We start from the raw sequence: 18,781 nt of genomic DNA on the forward strand, positions 1-18,781 counted from the left end.
CTTTATAGGAAGTACGATTTATTTTGCTAATAATTATACCTCATAAGGGTATATAGAGGTGAGAGACATGAATGAGCAAAAAGAGGCCAATCTTCAAATATCAGGAATGACATGTGCGGCATGTGCGAATAGAATTGAAAAAGGCCTGAAAAAAGTAGAAGGTGTTCATGATGCAAATGTAAATTTTGCACTTGAAAAAACAAAAATAATGTATGATCCCCAAAAAACAAATCCACAACAATTTAAGGAAAAAGTTGAATCGTTAGGATATGGAATTGTAAGTGATAAAGCTGAATTTACTGTTTCAGGGATGACATGCGCAGCATGTGCGAATAGAGTAGAAAAGCGTTTAAATAAGTTAGAAGGTGTGAACGGAGCGACAGTAAATTTCGCTTTGGAATCGGCTATAGTAGATTTTAATCCTGATGAAATTAATGTAAATGAAATGAAGAGTGCAATTACGAAATTAGGATATAAATTGGAAGTGAAATCAGATGAGAAAGATGGATCAACTGATCATCGCTTACAAGAAATTGAGCGACAAAAGAAGAAGTTTATCATTTCGTTTATTTTATCATTCCCGTTATTGTGGGCAATGGTAAGTCACTTCTCATTTACATCGTTTATTTATTTACCTGATATGCTTATGAATCCTTGGGTGCAGCTAGCTCTTGCAACTCCAGTTCAGTTTATCATTGGTGGGCAGTTTTATGTTGGGGCTTATAAAGCATTACGTAATAAAAGCGCCAATATGGATGTTCTCGTGGCACTTGGAACGTCTGCGGCATATTTCTACAGTGTGTATTTAAGTATTAGGTCGATTGGTTCTTCGGAACATATGACAGACTTGTATTTTGAAACGAGCGCAGTACTTATTACGTTAATTATTTTAGGTAAATTATTTGAGGCGAAAGCAAAAGGACGCTCGTCAGAAGCGATTAAAAAATTAATGGGATTACAGGCGAAAACCGCTACTGTTGTACGAGATGGAACAGAAATAAAGATTTTAATCGAAGAAGTGGTAGCTGGTGATATCGTTTATGTGAAACCAGGGGAAAAAATCCCGGTAGATGGGGAAATTGTAGAAGGAAAGTCAGCAATAGATGAATCGATGTTAACAGGCGAGAGTATTCCGGTTGATAAAACAATTGGGGATGTAGTAATCGGTTCTACAATAAATAAAAATGGCTTTTTAAAAGTGAAAGCAACTAAGGTAGGAAGAGATACGGCATTAGCTCAAATTATTAAAGTAGTAGAAGAGGCGCAAGGTTCAAAAGCTCCTATTCAAAGGGTAGCAGATCAAATTTCAGGTATTTTCGTACCGGTTGTAGTTGTGATTGCTATTATCACATTTGCAGTGTGGATGCTATTTGTTACACCTGGTGATTTTGGCGGAGCACTTGAGAAAATGATAGCCGTACTTGTTATCGCTTGTCCATGTGCATTAGGTCTTGCGACACCTACATCTATTATGGCTGGATCAGGAAGATCAGCTGAGTATGGTATTTTATTTAAAGGTGGAGAGCATTTAGAAGCAACGCACCGATTAGATACAGTTATTCTAGATAAAACAGGTACTGTGACAAACGGGAAGCCTGTTTTAACAGATGTAATTGTAGCAGATGGATTCCATGAAGAAGAAATACTACGTTTAGTAGGTGCGGCAGAAAAAAATTCTGAACATCCACTTGCAGAAGCGATTGTAGAAGGAATTAAAGAAAAGAAAATTGATATCCCAAGTTCAGAAACTTTTGAAGCGATTCCAGGATTCGGTATCGAATCAGTTGTAGAAGGGAAACAATTATTAATTGGTACACGTCGATTAATGAAGAAATTCGATATTGATATTGAAGAAATTTCTAAATCGATGGAAGAGCTAGAACGAGAAGGAAAAACAGCAATGCTTATTGCGATAGATAAAGAATATGCTGGTATAGTGGCCGTTGCAGATACTGTAAAAGATACTTCAAAAGCAGCTATCGCAAGACTTAAGAAAATGGGTCTAGACGTTGTTATGATTACAGGAGATAATACACAAACTGCTCAGGCAATCGCTAAGCAAGTTGGTATTGATCACGTAATTGCAGAAGTATTACCAGAAGGAAAAGCAGAAGAAGTGAAAAAACTCCAAGCGCAAGGTAAGAAAGTAGCGATGGTTGGGGATGGAATAAATGATGCTCCTGCTCTTGCTACAGCAGACATTGGTATGGCAATTGGAACAGGAACGGATGTAGCGATGGAAGCGGCAGATATTACGTTAATCCGTGGTGATTTAAATAGCATTGCTGATGCAATTTTTATGAGTAAAATGACGATTAGAAATATTAAGCAAAACCTATTCTGGGCGTTAGCTTATAACGGCTTAGGGATCCCAATTGCAGCGTTAGGTTTCTTAGCACCTTGGGTTGCAGGAGCGGCGATGGCATTTAGTTCTGTATCCGTTGTATTAAATGCATTACGACTGCAAAGAGTGAAATTAAAAAAATAAAAATCTATAGAGTAATTGCATATGCTTTTAAACAAAAAAACAATACTTTGAAATAAGTATTGTTTTTTGTTTATATAGAAAGAAAAAAGATATAATAAAGCAGAAATATTGAATACTAGATGGTAGAAAAGTTAAATGATAGTTTAGTAAGGAGGTTCATATATGTTAAAAGATATGATCATTAGAACATTCCATAAAGAGGATTTAGAACAAGTATTACAGTTATTCTATGAAACAGTTCATACAATTAATGCAAAAGATTATAACGTGTTACAGCTACAGGCATGGGCACCAAATCAACTAGAGAGAGAAAGCTGGTTAAAGTCTTTAGAGAAGAATATTAGTTATGTAGCGGATTATAACGGTGTGATAGTGGGATTTGGGGATTATAATGATGAGCATTACGTAGATCGTTTATTTACACATAAAGATTATCAAGGGAAAAGGATAGCTTCCTACATACTACAGAAGTTAGAAAAAGAAGCAGTAAACTTGGGGCATAGGGAGATATATACAGAGGCGAGTATTACAGCAAAACCTTTCTTTGAAAGTAAAGGTTTTATTTGCATAAAGGAACAAAAGAAACAGCATAATGGTCAGATTTTTATTAATTATATAATGAAAAAAATAGCCCTCTCGTAAACGAGAAGGCTATTTTTTCATTATTTTACAGCTTCTTTTAGTTCTTTACCAGCTTTGAAAGCAGGTACTTTAGAAGCTGCGATTTGCATTTCTTCACCAGTTTGTGGGTTACGGCCTGTACGAGCAGCTCTTTCACGAACTTCGAATGTACCGAATCCGATAAGTTGTACTTTTTCACCAGCAGCTAAAGCGTTAGTGATTGATTCTACTACAGTTTGTACAACTACAGTAGCTTCTTTTTGAGAAATCTCAGCATTTTGTGCTACGTTTTTAATTAATTCTGTTTTATTCATGTTTTTCACCTCATATGTAAATAATGCTATTTAAGTTGTTATTATAACGTATAAAACATTCGAGAACAAGTGTACGTACATATATTCGCAAAAAAAATGAAATTTGTAATATTTTTTAGAACTACTTTATAGACATTCAATTTAAGCGGATACAGACTTTTTCTTTAATGCAGTTTGCTCTTTATTGGAAGGTAGTTTCTTATTATAAGATAGGAAATAAGGTAATGCTACAAATAACATGCCCCCTACTAAGTTTCCGAAGAAAACAAAAATGAAGTTTGGAAAATATTCAACCCAAGTTAAATGACCAGAAAAAATTGCAGCTGGGATGACAAACATATTGGCTACAACGTGTTGAAATCCAATCGCAACAAAAGTCATGACAGGGAACCAAATACCGACAATCTTTCCGATAAATTCTTTACTTCCCATACTGAGCCAAACAGCTAAACAAACGAGCCAATTGCACCCGATTGCAGAAATGAAGGCTTGCAGTGGTGTATCTTGTAGTTTAGCTTGTGCAATAGAAACTGTTTTTGCTAAAAAAGCTCCCTCCGTTAAGCCGACGATGTGACCGAAAAAATAAGCGACGAATACAGCACCTATGAAGTTGCTAAACGTAACAATAACTAAATTTCGTATGAAGTGAAATAAGTCGATTTTTTTGTGAAGCCACGCCATTGAAACGGTCATCATATTGCCAGTTACTAATTCACCGCCTGCAAGGATAACAAGTATAAGACCGATAGGGAATACGGCAGCACCTAGAAAACTAGTAAATGATCCCCAAGATTTTGGCATTGTTCCAATAACATGGATATCAAGTAAATATCCTAATGCTATGAAAGCACCACCAAAAAAACCGAGAATTAGCATAGGGAGCAATGATAAATGAGCTTTTTTTCTTCCAGAATTAGCAGCAAGTTCCGTAATTTCTTCTGGTGTAAATACAGACATGAATAACCTCTCCTTAATAGAATGATGGAATGAATAGAAGAAACATTTTAAAGAATCTATGTATTATAAAAATATGTTATGACTTCTGTATAAATTTGTCAAAGTGAGTGGAGGTAAAATTGGATATAACGAACATTGTTCATGTTGTCACATTAATGTAACAATGAGGATTTAAAGTGATTTTAGAGGTGAAAACATGAATACGCATCATGTAAAAAAAGAACGAAAAAAATCAATGGTAAAGATATGTATTATTAGTTTCATAAGTATAGTAATGATACCAATAAGTTTGTACTTCTATGCGACAGAAATAGAAAGAAGACTAGTAACAGTTACGTGGAATGAAATAGAAGCTCCTACAATTCCTAAAGAGTTTAATAATAAAAAAATATTGCAGTTCTCAGATGTACATTTAGGACCAGATTTTACATTGAAACAACTAGAAAATTTGGTGGAGAAGATGAATGAATTACATCCAGATATAGTAGTTTTTACAGGAGATTTAATAGATAAGTTTGGATCCTATAAGGCGGAAAGAGAAGAAGCAAAAGTTATTTTGCAGAAAATTAAAGCTCCCCTAGGAAAATATGCTGTGTTTGGGAATCATGATAGAGGTGGGGGCGGTAGTTTATTTTACAAAAAGTATATGGAGGAAGCTGGTTTTTCTGTGTTAGTAAATGAAGTGCAGAAAATTAAAGCGGAAAATGGTAAGTATATTACAATATCAGGTTTGGATGATTTTTTATTAGGGAAGCCACAAATAGACTCGACTTTAAAACATGTAAGGCAACAAGATTTCAATATGCTATTAGTACATGAGCCAGATGTTGTAGATAAAGTAGCTCGTTACCCAGTTGATTTTCAAATGTCAGGCCATAGTCACGGAGGACAAGTTCAAATTCCTTTTATAGGTCCATTAATTACTACAAAATTAGCTGAGAGCTATGTTGAGGGTATGTATGAGTTAGAAGGGCAGAGTAAGCTGTTACATTTATACGTAAATCGTGGTATTGGGACAACCCGAATGCCAGTTAGATTTTGGAGTGTACCTGAGCTTTCAGTATTTGTGTTGAAGCAAAATAGTAACTAGACTATTACTAGAATAGTAAGAGGACTTTCAGAGAAAGTTTTCTTTTTTATTGATTAAATACAGAATATTATGTAACTTTTATTTAAAGTGTTAAAAAAGAAAGGGGAATTTCTATGATAGAAACATGGCATAAAGAATTGGAAAGTATATATAACCAAATGATTTCGTGGCGAAGAGATTTTCATCAATACCCAGAGCTATCGTTTCAAGAAATAGAAACACCGAAAAAAATAGCTGAAATCTTAAAAAGTTTTCATATTGATGTGAAAACAGATGTTGGGGGAAGAGGGGTAATCGGCGTAATTGAAGGCGGAAGACCTGGGAAGACGATAGCGCTACGTGCTGATTTTGATGCACTACCTATTCAAGATGAAAAGAAAGTTTCATATAAATCAAAGGTTCCTGGCGTAATGCACGCTTGTGGCCATGATGGACATACAGCAACACTTTTAGGAGTTGCAAAAATATTAAGTGATAACAGAGACCAACTTTCAGGAAAAATAGTCCTTATTCATCAACATGCAGAAGAGAAAGAGCCTGGCGGAGCAATTGCTATGATTGAGGATGGTTGTTTAGAAGGAGTAGATGTTGTTTTTGGCACACATTTATCTTCTCAAATGCCTGTAGGAATTGTTGGTGCGAAAGTGGGAGCAATGATGGCGGCAGCTGATACTTTTGAAGTGAAGATTCAAGGGCGAGGCGGTCACGGAGGTATGCCGCATCATACTGTAGATGCCATTATCGTTGCAACACAAGTTATTAATCAGTTGCAACTTTTAGTGAGTAGAAAAGTCGATCCACTTCAATCAGCAGTTTTAACAGTTGGTACATTCCATGCTGGTCAAGCAGATAATATTATTGCGGATACTGCTATATTTACAGGGACAATTCGGACGATGGATCCTGAAGTGAGAGAATTTATGGAGAAGGAATTTAAAAGAGTTGTTGAGGGGATTTGTCAATCTCTTCATGCTGAAGTTAATGTTCAATATAAACGCGGCTATCCGATATTAATAAATCATTTAGATGAAACGAGTCATTTTATGGAGATTGCGAAACGAGATATTGGAAGAGAAAAGGTCATTGAAGTACCACCGATTATGGGGGGAGAGGATTTTGCATACTACTTAGAACATGTGCCAGGAGCATTTTTCTTCACAGGTTCGGGTAATGAAGAAATAGGAGCCACATATCCACATCATCATCCTCAATTCGATTTTGATGAACGTGCGATGTTGGTTGGTGGGAAGTTGCTTTTAAGTCTTGTGAATAGTTATTTAAGAGATGGAAAAGAATTTCTTGAGACTTTAGATGTGAATGCGATAAATTAATTTGCATAAATAAAAACAACAATAGGTTGTAAAGGGATCTATTGTTGTTTTTTGAGTGGAAATAGTATCGAAATATAATCTATACAAAAAGTTATATAGATCTATAATTTTCTCAACAATTTTGTATGGAAAATTATTAAACCTAATGTAATAATTTCTGTAGGAGCTTGCATTGTAATTGTTAAATTCAGAATATTTTGATATATTTTAAAGTGTAGGACAAGATTTTTCGCATAATACTCTTACATAAATTTCAAAATCAAGTTTGGAAGGGGATGTACAAGAGTTGGATAAAAATCTTAAGAAAGATCTCAAAATACGCCACATTACAATGATCTCAATTGGCGGTGTAATAGGAGCTGGTTTGTTTGTCGGAAGTGGTGCGGTTGTGCATTCAGCAGGGCCAGGTTCTATCGTTTCATATGCATTAGCAGGACTTCTAGTTATTTTCGTTATGAGAATGCTGGGGGAAATGGCAGCTATTAATCCGACAAGTGGTTCGTTTGCAACATATGCACGAGAAGCAATCGGTCCCTGGGCGGGTTATACAATTGGGTGGCTATATTGGTTCTTCTGGGTAATTGTTATTGCAATAGAAGCTACAGCAGGGGCTGGTATCATTCAATACTGGATTCCACAAATCCCACTATGGTTATTAAGCTTACTATTAACAATTTTATTAACGTTGACTAATGTTTTTTCAGTGAAATCATTTGGAGAGTTTGAATATTGGTTTTCATTTATTAAAGTAATTAGTATTGTTTTGTTCCTATGCCTTGGTCTTGCTGTGATTTTAGGATTTGTACCAGGAACGGAAGCACCTGGCACTTCAAATTTAGTAGGGCAAGGGGGATTTATGCCAAATGGTATAAGTTCGGTGCTGCTTGGAATCACCGTCGTTATATTTTCATTTATGGGATCAGAGATTGTTGCAGTAGCGGCTGGTGAATCTGCCGAACCTGTAAAAGCAGTAAAAACAGCAACAAATAGTGTAATTTGGCGTATTCTCGTATTTTTTATTGGATCTATCGCTGTAGTTGTTACACTTCTTCCATGGAATTCAGCAAACATATTAAAAAGTCCGTTTGTAGCGGTACTTGAACATATAGGAATACCAGCGGCAGCACAAATTATGAATTTTATCGTTTTAACAGCTGTACTTTCTTGCTTGAATTCAGGTTTATATACAAACTCAAGAATGCTTTTTTCGATGGCAGAAAGAGGAGATGCTCCAAAGGCATTTTTAAAATTGAACAGTAGTGGTGTTCCAGTTCGGGCAGTTTTATTTGGAACTTTCTTTGCTTATATTGGAGTTGTTTTTAGTTACATATCTCCAGATAAAGTCTTTTTATTTTTAGTGAATGCATCTGGTGGGATTGCGTTACTAGTTTATCTCGTTATAGCAGTTTCACATTTAAAGATACGTAAAAAAATGGGGAAAGTAGAACAACAAAATTTGAAAGTGAAAATGTGGCTTTTCCCGTATGTAACGTATGTTACAATTGCCGCTATTATAGCAGTTTTAGTTGCAATGGTTGCAATTGAATCTTTACGTTCACAAGCACTTTTAACGATGCTTGTTACTGTTCTTATTATAGTTTCTTATTTTATTTTTAATAGAAATAAAAATAGTTCGGTTTTGAATCCTAAAAGTGAGGATAAAGAACCCGTTCAATTTTAATTTTTTGTTTTCGAAGAAAGGTATATCCAATCATTGCTAGAAAAGATTCATATATAAGTAAAGAAAAGAGTAATTACTATTGTCATAGTGAATATAAACTTTTTTCTTGACTTTTTATACGAAGGCGAGCAAAATGGTAAAAAAGGAAGGGGGGATGATGATGGAAGAGTACGTATTAGAGCTGTATAACTTGTTATATACGACAGAATGGCAAGATATTGTTTCGTTTCTAGGAATAGTATTTTGTATGAAAATTGTAATTGTATATATGGAAGAACAAGGTATGTTCTATTCCTTCTCATCTCCGTTCGATGTGCAGCGCGAGCCGCTGCTGAACTATGCCAAGGTAAATTACGAACAATTTCCTTTTGTTATTTTCTTTATGATTCGATTTATAACAGCAATTGTAAAGAAGAAGGAAAGTGACGATGAAGAGTGCCACTCAACTTGTAATATAGCAACTGCTTTATAGGCTAAATACAAGGAGGAGATTTATATGTGGTTTCGATTTCTTATGATTGGTTTCTTTTCATTAACAGCAATTTCTTTAATGGGATATCAAGTGTCTGAAATTTTTCAAGCATATAGCAATACGTTTTTCAACAAAAACTAATTACATTGCTATTTAAATAATAAAGCGATAAAATCCTTCTTAAGAAGTTTTATTAAGAAGGATTTTTTTCTTTGCTCTGTCTTACTGTGTCAAACTATTGTCACATTTACACTGTGAATAATATGTTAAAATAGTGAGGTTACGTATACATATTTGAAGGAAGAGGAGTGACCATTTTGGTGGATCAATCAACTAATCAGAAAAGCTATGCTCCTATTGTGATAACGCTTTCTGTAATTGTAAATGCGATTATTTTATTTTTGTTCTTTGGACCTGTTGGCTATGAAGGAGAATTACATTTTGATGTAACGATTTTACCAATGTTAAATGCAATTTTTAATAGCTTTACGTTCGTATTCTTATTAGCAGCTTTATACTCTATTATTAAAAAGAATGTGAAAATGCACCGTGGCTTCATTCTTGCGGCATTCACAACGACCTTGCTATTCTGTGTGTCGTATTTATCGTATCATTACTTGGCTCCGGCAACACATTTTGGCGGGGAAGGATTCATTAAATATGTGTATTTCATCATTTTAATTACACATATTATCCTTGCGGCAATTATTGTACCACTTGCATTGTTCGCACTTGTATTTGGTTTTACGAATCAATTAACACGTCACCGTAAAATCGTACGATGGACGATGCCAATTTGGTTATATGTAAGTTTATCTGGTGTTATTGTTTACTTAATGATCTCACCTTATTATCAATAAAAAATCTCAGCCCTAAAGGCTGGGATTTTTTTATTAAGCAAATATTTTTGTGAAATGAAAAAAATATGGTATACAAAAGTATAGTTACTTTTTAAATAGAAGGGATGGTAAAAAGATATGCAAAATTTTGTATTTCGTAATCCGACAAAACTTATTTTTGGTAAAGGACAATTAGAGCAGTTAAAAACTGAAATTCCACAGTTCGGTAAAAAAGTTCTTCTCGTATATGGAGGAGGCAGCATTAAAAGAAACGGTATATATGATAATGTAATTTCTATTTTAAAAAATATAAATGCGGAAGTATTTGAATTGACAGGTGTTGAACCGAACCCTCGTGTATCAACTGTAAAGAAAGGGATTCAAATTTGTAAAGATAATGGTGTTGAATTTATTTTAGCAGTTGGTGGGGGAAGTGTAATTGACTGTACGAAAGCAATTGCAGCTGGTAGTAAGTACGATGGAGATGTGTGGGATATTGTAACGAAAAAAGCATTTGCTAGCGAGGCGTTACCATTTGGTACTGTGCTTACGCTTGCGGCAACAGGATCTGAAATGAATGCTGGTTCTGTCATTACAAACTGGGAAACGAATGAAAAATATGGCTGGGGTAGCCCGGTTACTTTCCCGCAGTTTTCGATTTTAGATCCAGTTCATACTGCGTCTGTACCGAGGGATCAAACAATTTACGGTATGGTAGATATTATGTCACATGTATTAGAGCAATATTTCCATCATGGAACAAATACTGAACTGCAAGATCGTTATTGTGAATCTGTTTTAAAAACAGTAATTGAAACAGCTCCCAAGCTGTTAAGTGATTTAGAAAATTATGAGCATAGAGAAACTATTTTATATTGCGGGACTATGGCGTTAAATGGCATTTTAGCGATGGGAGTAAAAGGAGATTGGGCGACTCATAATATTGAGCATGCAGTTTCAGCTGTTCATGATATACCACATGGAGGAGGTCTTGCGATTTTATTCCCGAACTGGATGAAGCATGTTGTAGATGAAAATGTAAGTCGTTTTAAACAGTTTGCTATTCGTGTATTCGATGTAGAAACAGATGGAAAGACTGATCGAGAAATTGCGTTAGAAGGAATTGAGGCGTTACGTCAATTTTGGACTTCAATTGAGGCACCGGTAACATTAGCTGATTATACTATTGGGGAAAATGAAATTGAATTAATGGCAGATAAAGCGATGGCTTATGGCGAATTTGGTAACTTTAAAAAATTAAATAAAGACGATGTCTTAAGCATATATAAAGCTTCTTTATAAGTGAATCGAGTAAATAAACCCATTTGATTGTTATATCAAATGGGTTTATTTTTGTTGTTTATAACTGTTTTTGATTGTTTTTGATTATTTGTGAATGTTTATGGTTGATTTTTGTGATCGTTTTCATTATACTGTAATCAAAGAAGAGGTGAATAAAATGTTAACTCCTGAACGTCATCAAATGATATTGCAACTTGTAAAAGAGCAGAAGGTTGTTAAATTACAACAATTAGTGGAAAGAACAGAAAGCTCTGAATCAACAATTCGTCGTGATTTAGCACAATTGGAAAAGCAAAGGTTATTAAAAAGAGTTCATGGTGGTGCTGCTGTTTTAACAGGAAAAGGACAAGAGCCAACGATGGTTGAAAAGTCATCCAAAAACATTCAAATAAAACAACAAATTGCCAAGTATGCGGCTAGCGTTGTTGAACAAGGTGATTGTATTTATTTAGATGCAGGAAGTACAACATTTGAAATGATTCCATTTTTAATAAATAAAGACGTTACAGTCGTTACGAATGGACTTATGCATATTGAAGCTTTAGTTGAAAATAATATTCGTGCGTATTTACTAGGCGGGATGATGAAGAGTAGGACGAAAGCTTTAATTGGTGCTATGGCACAGGAAAGTATGCAGAAGTATCGTTTTGATAAATGTTTTTTAGGAGCGAATGGTGTACATGAACAGCTTGGTTTTACAACTCCAGATCCAGAAGAGGCGCTTTTAAAACAAATGGCATTAACATTAGCCAACGAAGGATATTTCTTAATTGATGAAAGTAAGTTTTCAGAAGTTGCGTTTGCGAAAATTGCCAATGTTGAAGAGGCAAATATTATTACAAACCATTTAGAAATTGATTTAGAAAAATATAAAAGACAAACCAATGTAATTGAGGCTGATAAACAATGATCTATACAGTTACTTTAAACCCATCTATTGATTATGTAGTACAACTTAATTCCTTCGATTTAGGCGCAGTAAATCGAGCAGAGAAAGATATGAAGTTTCCTGGAGGAAAAGGGATTAATGTTTCTCGCGTTCTTCATCGTTTAGGTGTTGAAAATGTAGCGCTTGGATTTACTGGTGGATTTACTGGTCAATTTATTAAAGATGTATTACAGGCGGAAGGTGTAACAACAAACTTCGTTCAAGTAGACGGAGATTCCCGAATTAATGTGAAAATAAAAGGTCAAGAAGAGACAGAATTAAACGGGCAAGGCCCTATTGTGACAAATGAGCAATTTGAACAATTAATGAAACAAATTGAAAGTATGAAGCAGGGAGATTGTATTGTACTAGCTGGAAGCGTACCAGCGTCTATCCCAACTACTTTTTATGAATCAATCGCAGCGTTCGGAGCTGAAAAAGGTATTCGCGTAGTAGTAGATGCGAGCGGAAGTGCACTGCAGCATGTTATTAAAAATAAGCCATTTTTAATAAAGCCTAATCATCATGAACTTGGTGAGTTATTTGGGGTAGAGATTTCAACAGTAGAAGATATTTTACCGTATGGAAGAAAATTAGTTGAACAAGGTGTAGAGCATGTTATCGTATCAATGGCCGGAGATGGAGCTTTATTATTTACGGCAGAAGGTATATATGAAGCAACTGTTCCGAAAGGTGTTGTAATTAATTCGGTTGGGGCCGGAGATTCTCTCGTTGCAGGATTTGTAGGTAAATATGAACAGACAAAAGATATTGAAAAGGCATTTCAATATGGCGTTGCTACAGGGAGTGCAACAGCATTTTCAGCTGATTTATGTGAAAAGGAAAAAGTAGAAGAATTATTGTCGCAAGTAATTGTAGCTAAGCGATAGGGGGAAGCAACATATGAAAATTACAGAATTATTAAAAAGGGATACAGTCATTATGAATTTGACAGCTTCAAATAAAGAAGCTGTCATAGATGAATTAGTTGAGAAATTAAACGGCGCAAATCGTTTAAATAGTAAAGTGGAATTTAAAGAAGCTATTTTAAAGCGGGAGTCACAAAGTACGACTGGAATTGGTGAAGGTATTGCTATACCTCATGCGAAGACGAAAGCTGTTAAGCAACCAGCGATTTGTTTTGGTAGAAGTGTAAGCGGTATCAACTATGAATCACTTGACGGACAGTCAGCGCATTTATTCTTTATGATTGCTGCGAGTGAAGGGGCGAATAATACTCATTTAGAAACGTTGTCGCGTCTATCTACAGTATTAATGGATGAAAGGTTTCGTAAGCAACTATTAGAAGCGAAAGATGAAGAGGAACTTCTTCGTTTGTTTGATGAAAAAGAGAACGAAAAAGAAGAAGAAGTTGAAGTGGCAAAGCCAGAAGGGAATGAACCATACGTATTAGCTGTCACAGCTTGTCCGACTGGTATCGCTCACACATATATGGCTGCTGATAGTTTGAAGGCGAAAGCGGCAGAGTTAGGGATTGCAATTAAAGTTGAAACGAATGGGTCAACAGGTATAAAGAACGGTTTAACGAAAGAGGATATTGAACGCGCAACAGCGATTATTGTTGCGGCAGATAAACAAGTAGAAATGAACCGTTTTGCTGGAAAGCATGTCATTCAAGTGCCAGTCGCTGATGGGATTAGAAAAACGGAAACACTTCTTAATCGAGCTGTAAAACAAGATGCGTCAATCTTTAAAGGAATAAAAGAAGATGGGGAGACAGAAAGTACAGAGAACGAAAAAGGATTAGGAATTTATAAGCATTTAATGAGCGGTGTAAGTAATATGCTTCCATTCGTTGTTGGTGGCGGGATTTTAATTGCATTAGCATTTATGTTCGGTGGAATTAAGGCGGAAGGTCCTATTGCTGAAATATTAATGAATATTGGCGGTGGAGAAAAAGGAGCCTTTTTATTCCTTGTACCTATTTTAGCTGGATTTATTGCAAGTTCTATTGCTGATCGACCTGGTTTTATGCCTGGTGTTGTCGGTGGATTTTTAGCAGCGCAAGCGAATGCTGGATTTTTAGGTGGATTAATTGCTGGTTTCTTAGCTGGATATGTTGTTTTAGGATTGAAAAGATTGTTTTCGGGATTACCAGTACAGTTAGAAGGAATTAAACCTGTTTTGTTATATCCAGTCTTTGGATTGTTAATTACAGGAGTTGTTATGCAAAAAGTAGTAAACCCACCTGTAGTAGCATTAAATGAAATGTTAACAGGATGGTTAAATGGTTTGAGTGGAACGAATGCTATATTATTAGGTCTTATTTTAGGTGGCATGATGGCAATTGATATGGGTGGCCCAATTAATAAAGCGGCATTTACATTTGGTATTGCTGCAATAGAAGCAAAGAATTTTGGAGTGCACTCTGCTGTAATGGCTGGTGGTATGGTACCGCCATTAGCAATTGCATTCGCAACAACATTCTTTAAATCGAAGTTTACAGAAGCGGAACGTAAATCTGGCTTAACAAATTATATTATGGGAGCTTCGTTTATTACAGAAGGTGCGATTCCATTTGCAGCTGCAGATCCAGTTCGAGTAATTGTAAGTTGTGTTGTTGGTTCAAGTATTGCGGGTGCGTTATCTATGTTATTCCAAATTACATTACCAGCACCGCATGGTGGGTTGTTTGTTATCGCATTAGTAAATAAACCGTTGCTATATATTTTCTCTATATTAATTGGAACGATTGTTTCAGCGGTTATGATAGGTGTTTGGAAAAAGAAAGTTAAATAAATGATAAAAGGGACAGCTAATAGGGGTTGTTCCTTTTTTATTACAAAAAAGTAGGTTAATAGTTGGAGAATGATGAATTTTGGTAAAAGATGTAATGAAACGTGATTTTTTTGTAACAAAACAGTAATACTGTAATTTTTTCTGGAAAAAATTCTCATGCTTCTATGTGGAAAATATATGAAAACTATTGGGGATTCTATTGAAAATGCACTTTATGAATATGGAAATTTATGTTACAGCTCATTAATCGTATATTACGAATGCTTTGTAATTGTGTGATTTCTAAAAATCACCAAAATCTGTTGCTATAATGAAAATACGAAAACAAAGCAAATGGAGGCTATTCATGAAAAAATTATTAGGTATAGCAACAGCAGCAGTTTTTGGTCTTGGGATTTTTGTAGGTTCTGCGAAAGCGGAAACGATTGTAACAACGGATGTATTAAACGTTAGAGAAAACCCAAATGTAGAGTCAAAGCTTGTAGGTAAAATGTTAAATGGGAATAAATTAGATGTGATAAATACAGAAAACGGATGGACAAAAATTAAGTTAGATGGTAAAGAAGCGTTTGTAAGTGCTGAATTTACAAAAAGTACTTATTATGTAGCGGCGAACGTATTAAATGTTCGTGCTGGAGCGAATACTGACTCTGAAATTATTGGCAAACTTAATAAAGATGATGTGATTGAAACGACAAATCAAGTTCAAAATGAATGGTTACAATTCGAATATAATGGGAAAGCGGCATATGTTCACGTTCCATTTTTAACAGGAACGGCACCTGTGATTGAAACGAAAGAAGTGGTAACGCAAGAAGAAGCACCGGCTAGAGTGAAAACGTCGGTTAAAAATAATACGGCAGTTAAGAGTAAAGAAGCAGTTAAGAGTGTAGAATCAAGTAAACCTGTGGCAAAAGAGAAGTCAGCTGTGAAACCAGTTGTGAAATCTACTGAAACAAGTGAGCCTGCTGGTGGACGCGAAATAACAGTAGAAGCGACAGCATATACAGCGCATCCAAGTGAGAATGGTACGTATGGTGGTCGTGTATTAACTGCGATGGGTCATGATTTAACAGCAAATCCAAATATGAAAGTAATTGCTGTGGATCCAAAAGTAATCCCTCTTGGATCAAAAGTGTGGGTGGAAGGATATGGAGAAGCGATTGCTGGAGATACTGGTGGCGCGATTAAAGGAAACCGTATTGATGTTTTAGTTGGTTCAGATAGCAATGCTGATAGTTGGGGTCGTAAATCCGTTAAAGTGAAAGTTATAAAATAGTTTATCTTTATTAATGATAAAAAGCGGTTGCTTGAAAATATGTAAGCAACCGCTTTTTATCATTTTGTAATAACAATATCGCCTAAAAGAATGGTTATTGAAATGGATAAATTGTTTTACCTGTAATAATTTTATATGCGCTGCAAAATTGAGTTTGCATATACTCTGTATGTGTGTCTTCTGAATGTAACGTTGTTTCTTGAAGAGTAGAATGAAAAGAACGTAGTAAACAATTTAAGGCGAAGTATAATTCGTCTTGTGAACAATTTTGTTCTTTTGTAGCTGTAGCCAAAATGAGGTCATTTGTAAGTGTTGAAAAATTGATAGTGGATTGTTTCATAGTCAACCATCCCCTCCGAGCGATTTTTATCATGTATATGCAGAATTGGACAAACTATGTTCTTTTTTTATTTATAATTTCATTTACCGAAATGAAAGAACTTGCAATCATGTCGTTAAAATTGGTAAGATTGGGTATAATCAATAGATGGAGTACATTACATAAAGAGAGTTGAATGATATGGGAGAAGTGCAACGTGAAAAAGTTGCTGTCATAATTGGACCCACTGCTGTTGGGAAGACGAAGTTAAGTATCGATCTTGCAAAAGCGTTGAACGGTGAAATTATAAGTGGCGATTCCATGCAGATCTATCGCACGATGGATATTGGTACTGCAAAGGTAACAAAAGAAGAGATGGATGGAATTCCACATTATATGGTCGATATAAAAGATCCGGAAGAATCATTTTCCGTTGCGGAATTTCAAGAACGTGTTCGTAAACATATTCGAGACATTACAAAGCGTGGTAAATTGCCAATTATAGTTGGTGGAACCGGTCTTTATATACAATCTGTTTTATTCGATTATCAGTTTACGGATGATGCTGGTGATGCTACATACCGAGAACAAATGGAAAAGTTAGCTTTAGAACGTGGTGTGGAATATGTACATAAAAAATTGCAAGAAGTAGATCCAGAAAGCGCGGAGCGTATTCATGCAAATAATGTGCGACGTGTCATTCGTGCGTTAGAAATCTTCCACACGACGGGTGAAAAAATGAGTGATCAACTTGGAAAACAAGAAAACGAGTTATTATACGATGTTTCCTTGATTGGCTTGACAATGGATCGAGAAATGCTATACGATCGCATTAACTTACGAGTTGATATAATGATGGACCAAGGTTTATTAGAAGAAGTAGAAGGATTGTATAATAGAGGGATACGAGATTGTCAATCTATTCAAGCGATTGGGTATAAAGAGATATATGATCATTTTGAGGATCGTGTCTCTTTAGAAGAAGCGGTATCACAATTAAAGACGAATTCACGTCGTTATGCAAAGCGTCAATTAACGTGGTTCCGTAATAAGATGGATGTCACATGGTTTGATGTTACAGACGGTGAAAAAACGTCAGAAATTTTACGATACATAGAAGGAAAGTTACAACTAAAGTCGAATAATAGTAAGTAGAGAAAAAGAGGAGGATTCGACATGAAGCAATCAATCAATATTCAAGATCAGTTTTTAAATCAACTCCGTAAAGAGAATACGTTCGTTACGCTGTACTTATTAAATGGTTTCCAGCTTCGTGGATTAATTAAAGGATTTGATAATTTTACAGTCCTACTGGAAACAGAAGGTAAGCAACAGCTTATTTATAAACATGCAATTTCTACATTTGTACCACAAAAAAATGTTTCGATTGAACTAGAGTAGTAATGAATTACTGTACATAACAAAAAAAGAGCGAATTTCTCGCTCTTTTTTTTATTTGTCATAAACAATAAATGGTGAAATTTAAGCGATTCTAAATACAGTAAGACGAATGTTAGTGTTTCCTGTTGCGGGGACCGTAATCTCGTTAAGAGTAGATTGGACAGAAATGTTTGCTCCAGCAGCTAATGTTTCGATTGTAGTAAATGAAAGTGAGTCGCCTATGAGATTTGAAGAGAAGTTGTCAGTAGCAACTGCCCCGTTAATTGAAATTCCTACTCCAAGTGGAGCGCATCCTGGAGCAGTTGTAGAAATAGATACGCTAATTACATAAATACCAGCGTTAATAACAGTAACTGTATTTATGCCGTTAAAGATAATATTGTTTACGTTAATTGCAGTACTAAAAATAAAGTTATTAAATTGGAGTACTGTTTGTTGGATGTTGTTTGTTACAACGATTGTCGCTACTGGGAAGCTAGGTCCAGTAGGTCCGGTAACTCCTATACCAGTAGCACCGGTTGGTCCTTGAGCACCTTGAGGTCCAGTAGCGCCCGTGTTACCTTGAACACCTTGAGGTCCAGTAGCGCCTGTGTTACCTTGAGCACCTTGAGGTCCAGTAGCGCCCGTGTTACCTTGAACACCTTGAGGTCCAGTAGCGCCCGTGTTACCTTGAGCACCTTGAGGTCCAGTAGCGCCCGTGTTACCTTGAACACCTTGAGGTCCAGTAGCGCCTGTGTTACCTTGAGTACCTTGAGGTCCAGTAGCGCCTGTGTTACCTTGAGCACCTTGAGGTCCGGTAGGTCCAGGAGGCCCACCAGAAGGTCCAGTAGGTCCGGTAACTCCTATACCAGTAGCACCGGTTGGTCCTTGAGCACCTTGAGGTCCAGTAGCACCTGTGTTACCTTGAACACCTTGAGGTCCAGTGGCACCGGTAGCGCCCGTGTTACCTTGAATACCTTGAGATCCAGTGGCACCCGTGTTACCTTGAGCACCTTGAGG

The 18,781-nt window shown here is 35.9% G+C and carries 18 protein-coding genes; 14 read left to right on the forward strand and 4 right to left on the reverse strand.

Annotated elements, in window-relative coordinates:
- Window positions 1–67 precede the first annotated feature (67 nt).
- Window positions 68–2,488 (forward strand): heavy metal translocating P-type ATPase, encoded by a 2,421-nt coding sequence (locus tag Q3V31_RS08820; protein WP_329764614.1) that lies wholly within the window; start codon window positions 68–70, stop codon window positions 2,486–2,488.
- 162 nt (window positions 2,489–2,650) lie between these two features.
- On the forward strand, window positions 2,651–3,130 hold the full coding sequence (locus Q3V31_RS08825; RefSeq protein ID WP_000910304.1) for a GNAT family N-acetyltransferase: 480 nt from the start codon (window positions 2,651–2,653) through the stop codon (window positions 3,128–3,130).
- A 20-nt stretch (window positions 3,131–3,150) separates the two neighbouring features.
- On the opposite strand, the gene Q3V31_RS08830 is transcribed toward Q3V31_RS08825, so the two are convergent.
- Entirely contained in the window at window positions 3,151–3,423 is a 273-nt protein-coding gene (locus Q3V31_RS08830) for an HU family DNA-binding protein (protein ID WP_001043903.1), read from the reverse strand.
- A gap of 141 nt (window positions 3,424–3,564) precedes the next feature.
- Window positions 3,565–4,380, reverse strand: coding sequence for a formate/nitrite transporter family protein (locus Q3V31_RS08835; RefSeq protein ID WP_000110533.1), 816 nt, complete (start codon window positions 4,378–4,380; stop codon window positions 3,565–3,567).
- 196 nt (window positions 4,381–4,576) lie between these two features.
- Here Q3V31_RS08835 and Q3V31_RS08840 point away from each other — a divergent pair, with 196 nt between their 5' ends.
- The 10 genes from Q3V31_RS08840 to entD all read left to right on the forward strand — a co-directional run bounded on the left by Q3V31_RS08840 (window position 4,577) and on the right by entD (window position 16,062).
- Entirely contained in the window at window positions 4,577–5,470 is an 894-nt protein-coding gene (locus tag Q3V31_RS08840) for a metallophosphoesterase (RefSeq protein ID WP_001091714.1), read from the forward strand.
- Between the two features lie 113 nt (window positions 5,471–5,583).
- Entirely contained in the window at window positions 5,584–6,801 is a 1,218-nt protein-coding gene (locus tag Q3V31_RS08845; protein ID WP_090813348.1) for a M20 metallopeptidase family protein, read from the forward strand.
- A 286-nt stretch (window positions 6,802–7,087) separates the two neighbouring features.
- Window positions 7,088–8,482 carry a GABA permease gene (gabP, locus tag Q3V31_RS08850; protein ID WP_000360105.1) on the forward strand — a complete coding sequence of 465 codons (1,395 nt, stop codon included), beginning with the start codon at window positions 7,088–7,090 and terminating at the stop codon, window positions 8,480–8,482.
- Window positions 8,483–8,615: 133 nt separating this feature from the next.
- The gene (locus tag Q3V31_RS08855; RefSeq protein WP_002076883.1) at window positions 8,616–8,954 is read left to right on the forward strand and encodes a hypothetical protein; all 339 of its coding nucleotides are present in this window, start codon (window positions 8,616–8,618) and stop codon (window positions 8,952–8,954) included.
- A gap of 317 nt (window positions 8,955–9,271) precedes the next feature.
- Window positions 9,272–9,814 (forward strand): DUF420 domain-containing protein, encoded by a 543-nt coding sequence (locus Q3V31_RS08860; protein ID WP_000228314.1) that lies wholly within the window; start codon window positions 9,272–9,274, stop codon window positions 9,812–9,814.
- 117 nt (window positions 9,815–9,931) lie between these two features.
- On the forward strand, window positions 9,932–11,095 hold the full coding sequence (locus Q3V31_RS08865; RefSeq protein WP_001179110.1) for an iron-containing alcohol dehydrogenase: 1,164 nt from the start codon (window positions 9,932–9,934) through the stop codon (window positions 11,093–11,095).
- Between the two features lie 157 nt (window positions 11,096–11,252).
- Window positions 11,253–12,005, forward strand: coding sequence for a DeoR/GlpR family DNA-binding transcription regulator (locus tag Q3V31_RS08870; RefSeq protein ID WP_000957281.1), 753 nt, complete (start codon window positions 11,253–11,255; stop codon window positions 12,003–12,005).
- A complete protein-coding gene (gene pfkB, locus Q3V31_RS08875; RefSeq protein WP_000640825.1) occupies window positions 12,002–12,913 on the forward strand; it encodes a 1-phosphofructokinase in 912 nt (303 codons plus the stop codon). The genes Q3V31_RS08870 and pfkB overlap by 4 nt, the downstream gene beginning before the upstream one ends.
- A 13-nt stretch (window positions 12,914–12,926) precedes the next feature.
- Entirely contained in the window at window positions 12,927–14,783 is a 1,857-nt protein-coding gene (locus Q3V31_RS08880; protein WP_000704648.1) for a PTS fructose transporter subunit IIABC, read from the forward strand.
- 346 nt (window positions 14,784–15,129) lie between these two features.
- A complete protein-coding gene (gene entD / locus Q3V31_RS08885) occupies window positions 15,130–16,062 on the forward strand; it encodes a cell wall-binding protein EntD (RefSeq protein WP_000734638.1) in 933 nt (310 codons plus the stop codon).
- A 94-nt stretch (window positions 16,063–16,156) separates the two neighbouring features.
- On the opposite strand, the gene Q3V31_RS08890 is transcribed toward entD, so the two are convergent.
- The gene (locus tag Q3V31_RS08890; protein ID WP_000814433.1) at window positions 16,157–16,402 is read right to left on the reverse strand and encodes a hypothetical protein; all 246 of its coding nucleotides are present in this window, start codon (window positions 16,400–16,402) and stop codon (window positions 16,157–16,159) included.
- Window positions 16,403–16,582: 180 nt separating this feature from the next.
- On the opposite strand from Q3V31_RS08890, the gene miaA reads away from it, so the two are divergent.
- Window positions 16,583–17,536, forward strand: coding sequence for a tRNA (adenosine(37)-N6)-dimethylallyltransferase MiaA (gene miaA, locus Q3V31_RS08895; RefSeq protein ID WP_000504933.1), 954 nt, complete (start codon window positions 16,583–16,585; stop codon window positions 17,534–17,536).
- A gap of 21 nt (window positions 17,537–17,557) precedes the next feature.
- Window positions 17,558–17,782 (forward strand): RNA chaperone Hfq, encoded by a 225-nt coding sequence (hfq, locus tag Q3V31_RS08900; RefSeq protein ID WP_000813896.1) that lies wholly within the window; start codon window positions 17,558–17,560, stop codon window positions 17,780–17,782.
- Between the two features lie 81 nt (window positions 17,783–17,863).
- Here hfq and Q3V31_RS08905 read toward each other — a convergent pair.
- Window positions 17,864–18,781, reverse strand: a 918-nt coding sequence (locus Q3V31_RS08905; RefSeq protein WP_329764732.1) for a Gly-Xaa-Xaa repeat protein, incomplete at its 5' end; no start/stop codon positions are given.

Source organism: Bacillus nitratireducens, from assembly GCF_036320425.1.
Lineage (GTDB): Bacteria > Bacillota > Bacilli > Bacillales > Bacillaceae_G > Bacillus_A > Bacillus_A nitratireducens.

What these genes read in the sequence shown, in the direction of transcription:
- hfq (WP_000813896.1), top strand. Translation starts at nt 17,558, where the DNA reads ATGAAGCAATCAATCAATATTCAAGATCAGTTTTTAAATCAACTCCGT.
- Q3V31_RS08865 (WP_001179110.1), top strand. Translation starts at nt 9,932, where the DNA reads ATGCAAAATTTTGTATTTCGTAATCCGACAAAACTTATTTTTGGTAAA.
- Q3V31_RS08840 (WP_001091714.1), top strand. Translation starts at nt 4,577, where the DNA reads ATGAATACGCATCATGTAAAAAAAGAACGAAAAAAATCAATGGTAAAG.
- miaA (WP_000504933.1), top strand. Translation starts at nt 16,583, where the DNA reads ATGGGAGAAGTGCAACGTGAAAAAGTTGCTGTCATAATTGGACCCACT.
- Q3V31_RS08890 (WP_000814433.1), bottom strand. Translation starts at nt 16,402, where the DNA reads ATGAAACAATCCACTATCAATTTTTCAACACTTACAAATGACCTCATT.
- Q3V31_RS08845 (WP_090813348.1), top strand. Translation starts at nt 5,584, where the DNA reads ATGATAGAAACATGGCATAAAGAATTGGAAAGTATATATAACCAAATG.
- Q3V31_RS08830 (WP_001043903.1), bottom strand. Translation starts at nt 3,423, where the DNA reads ATGAATAAAACAGAATTAATTAAAAACGTAGCACAAAATGCTGAGATT.
- Q3V31_RS08820 (WP_329764614.1), top strand. Translation starts at nt 68, where the DNA reads ATGAATGAGCAAAAAGAGGCCAATCTTCAAATATCAGGAATGACATGT.
- Q3V31_RS08825 (WP_000910304.1), top strand. Translation starts at nt 2,651, where the DNA reads ATGTTAAAAGATATGATCATTAGAACATTCCATAAAGAGGATTTAGAA.
- Q3V31_RS08880 (WP_000704648.1), top strand. Translation starts at nt 12,927, where the DNA reads ATGAAAATTACAGAATTATTAAAAAGGGATACAGTCATTATGAATTTG.
- Q3V31_RS08855 (WP_002076883.1), top strand. Translation starts at nt 8,616, where the DNA reads ATGGTAAAAAAGGAAGGGGGGATGATGATGGAAGAGTACGTATTAGAG.
- pfkB (WP_000640825.1), top strand. Translation starts at nt 12,002, where the DNA reads ATGATCTATACAGTTACTTTAAACCCATCTATTGATTATGTAGTACAA.
- Q3V31_RS08870 (WP_000957281.1), top strand. Translation starts at nt 11,253, where the DNA reads ATGTTAACTCCTGAACGTCATCAAATGATATTGCAACTTGTAAAAGAG.
- entD (WP_000734638.1), top strand. Translation starts at nt 15,130, where the DNA reads ATGAAAAAATTATTAGGTATAGCAACAGCAGCAGTTTTTGGTCTTGGG.
- Q3V31_RS08835 (WP_000110533.1), bottom strand. Translation starts at nt 4,380, where the DNA reads ATGTCTGTATTTACACCAGAAGAAATTACGGAACTTGCTGCTAATTCT.